Source organism: Bradyrhizobium sp. Mp27, from assembly GCF_029953005.1.
Taxonomy (GTDB): domain Bacteria; phylum Pseudomonadota; class Alphaproteobacteria; order Rhizobiales; family Xanthobacteraceae; genus Bradyrhizobium; species Bradyrhizobium barranii.
In genome coordinates this window covers 1-2903 of sequence record NZ_JASAUS010000371.1, presented here as the reverse complement: position 1 = coordinate 2903, position 2903 = coordinate 1, and the positions used below count along the sequence as shown (strand labels likewise).

3 protein-coding genes are annotated in these 2903 nt (G+C 64.1%); 1 reads left to right on the top strand and 2 read right to left on the bottom strand.

Features of this window, described 5'->3' with window-relative positions:
* Positions 1–148: 148 nt before the first annotated feature.
* Complete coding sequence (locus tag QJT78_RS49880; RefSeq protein WP_038945868.1) at positions 149–898, top strand: hypothetical protein; 750 nt, start codon at positions 149–151, stop codon at positions 896–898.
* Positions 899–955: 57 nt separating this feature from the next.
* Here the strand turns inward: QJT78_RS49880 and QJT78_RS49875 are convergent, their stop codons facing one another.
* Together QJT78_RS49875 and QJT78_RS49870 are read right to left on the bottom strand one after the other, a co-directional pair.
* Positions 956–1264, bottom strand: coding sequence for a hypothetical protein (locus QJT78_RS49875; protein WP_028153621.1), 309 nt, complete (start codon positions 1262–1264; stop codon positions 956–958).
* Between the two features lie 66 nt (positions 1265–1330).
* The gene (locus QJT78_RS49870) at positions 1331–2776 is read right to left on the bottom strand and encodes a deoxyribodipyrimidine photo-lyase (protein ID WP_049810420.1); all 1446 of its coding nucleotides are present in this window, start codon (positions 2774–2776) and stop codon (positions 1331–1333) included.
* Positions 2777–2903 lie beyond the last annotated feature (127 nt).

The window sequence follows — 2903 nt, the reverse complement described above, 5'->3', positions numbered from 1 at the left end:
CGTCAGGCGGCGAAAAGCCGAAGGCAATCCTGTGCGCCTCGTCAGACAAGATGTGCGGCCGCATCAATCGGGCCCAAAAGCCGCACTCTCACGAATAGGACGGGCTAGGCTGGACTGATTTCAGCTTCCCTTTGGCAAGGTGATTTCCATGAAGAAGAAAGCACGGCGTGCACTACTCGGCAGGTCCTTGAGGCCGGTCCGGATTGCTTGCATCAACTACGCGGAGGAGATGATGAGCGAGCGGATGATGGGGAGGCTCACGGCGGCGCTCCAGAAATGCTACGACGAGCATTTCCTGCCGGTCTGGGGCTATCCCATCGATCTCGACGTCACCCGCAACCCGAAGCCGACGGACTGGCAGCTGCTCTATTTTGACGACGCCACCCACAAGAACTTCCTCGGGCGGCACGAGCTGACGCACCGCGGCCAGCCGATCTCAAAGATCTTTCTGAAGGCACTCGGCGAGGACGATCCTGTCAGCCTGGCGGCCTCGCACGAACTGTTCGAGATGGTGCTCGATCCCATGGCCAATCTATGGGCCGACAGGACCCGGCACACCCAATATGCCTACGAGGTCTGCGACGCCGTGGAAGAGGAGTCTTTTCTCGTCAACGGCTTTCCGATGTCGAACTTCGTCTATCCGTCCTGGTTCGAACCGTTCGAGCATCCCCGCGGCACCAAATTCGACCATATGGGGTCGCTCAAGGCGCCGTTCTCGATGACGGAAGGCGGCTACGTCATCAAGAAGGTCAACGGCAGGAGGGTGATCAAGCAGTTTGGCTCACCCGAGAAGCGGAAGCGCTTCGCCAAGGAGGACCGGCGCGGCCATCGCAGCGAATTTCGTGATCCGCAAGGCGAGCATCACCCGGGCCGGCGCGCAGCCAAGCGGCGAGGGTAGGGGTAGGAGAAGTCTCCGGGCGCGCCCACACCCCGGAGACCTGCTCGAGCGCTGCGATCAGCGCTTGGCCTTCTTTTTCGACTTGGCAGCCTTCTTCGCAGACTTCTTGGTGGCCTTCTTTGCAGTCTTCTTGGCCGCTTTCTTCGACGACTTCTTTGCAGCCTTCTTCGAAGCTTTCTTGGATGCCTTCTTGGTCGCCTTCTTGGCTTTCTTCTTGGAAGCCTTCTTCGGCGCTACTTTCTTCGCGACCTTCTTGGCGGCTTTCCTGACCTTCTTGACGGCGGTGACTGCGGCTTCGCTGGTTGCTTCCACGGCGGTGGTGATCGTGTCCAGCGCCTGTTCGGTGATCGGCTTCTCGTCGTCCATATCGTCCCCCACGGTTTGTATGGAGCGATGACGATAGCCGGTTTCAAAATCGTGTCAAAGCAGCGCTCAACCTTTGCGGATCTTCGCGTAGGCGGCGAGCGCGCGCTCGCGCCCCTTCGCGTGATCGACGATCGGCTGCGGATAGATCTTGCCGAGCGTGACGCCCGCGCTCGCAAGCTCGATCGGTGATGCCTGCCAGGGCTGGTGGATCAGCTTGGCCGGCACGTCTTTCAGCTCGGGCACCCAGCGCCGGACATAGGCTCCATCAGGGTCGAACTTCTCGCCCTGGAGAGTTGGATTGAACACGCGGAAATAGGGTGCGGCGTCGGCGCCGCAGCCGGCGACCCATTGCCAGTTGGCGGGATTGCTGCCGGCATCGGCATCGACCAGCGTGTCCCAGAACCAGCTCTCGCCGTCGCGCCAGTCGATCAGGAGATGCTTGACCAGGAACGACGCCACCACCATCCGCACCCGGTTGTGCATCACGCCGGTGTGCCAGAGCTCGCGCAGGCCGGCGTCGACGATGGGATAGCCGGTGCGTCCGCGCTGCCAGGCGGCGAGCGCCTTCTTGTCTCCCTTCCAGGGAAAGCCATCGAAATTCGTTTGCAGGTTTTCGGTGGCAAGGCTCGGGTGATCGTGGAGGAGGTGCCGGCAGAATTCGCGCCAGCCGAGCTCGCTCAGGAATTTTTCGACGCCGGGCCCGATCGCGGGATTCTCCGCTGCGGCAAAGCGCGCGGCGTGCCAGACTTGGCGCGGGCTGAGCTCGCCGAACCTCAAGTGAGGCGACAGGCTTGAAGTCCCCTCGCGATCCGGGCGGTCGCGATCGCCGACATAGACGCGTGCGGTGTGCTTGAGGAAGTCGCGGAGGTGCTCGCGGGCCGAGGCTTCTCCCGGCGTCCAGGTCTGGCGCAGGCCGCCGGCCCAGTCGGGCTTTGTCGGCTCGAGCGTCCAGCTCTCCAGCGCGTCGCTGGCGAGCTGCGGCGCGGGGCGTAGCTCCCGCGGTGCGGGCAGAGGCTTGGGCGGATCGCCCAGCGACAGCACCCGCCGCCAGAACGGCGTGAAGACGCGAAGGCCGCGGCCCTCCTTGTTGCGGATCGCCGAGGGTGGCACCAGCAAGTCGCCAGGGAAGCTCTGCGAGTCCACGCCGAGCTTTGCCAGCGCCGCCTCGAGCTGTTTCTCGACGGCTTGGTGTGGCGCCTGCGCGACCCCGTTCCAGTAGACCACTGCGGCTCCGCTCTCGCGCGCCACTTCGGGTATCACCTTGGCCGCCGGCCCCTTGCGCAGGATCAGCGACCCGCCGCGCGTGGCGATCTCGGCGCCGAGCGCCCGCAGCGACTGCGCCAGCCACCAGCGCGTCGCGCCGCCCGGCGGCCGTCCGGCCATCTCATCCATCACATAGAGGCAGATCACCGGCGCGCCTGTCTTCGCGGCGGCATGGAGGGCGGGATGGTCGGACAGGCGGAGGTCATCGCGGAACCAGACGATGACAGGCGGCGCGCTTGGCGTGGTCAGGGCAGGCCTCGTTTACAACCCCGCGGGTCACTTCAAATTCCTCCGGGTGTGGTCAGTCAAATTCCTCCACCCGCGAGGCAGGACAAGGGACTGTTAGTTTGAGTTTGTTTCCCGGGCAAGAGCTTCA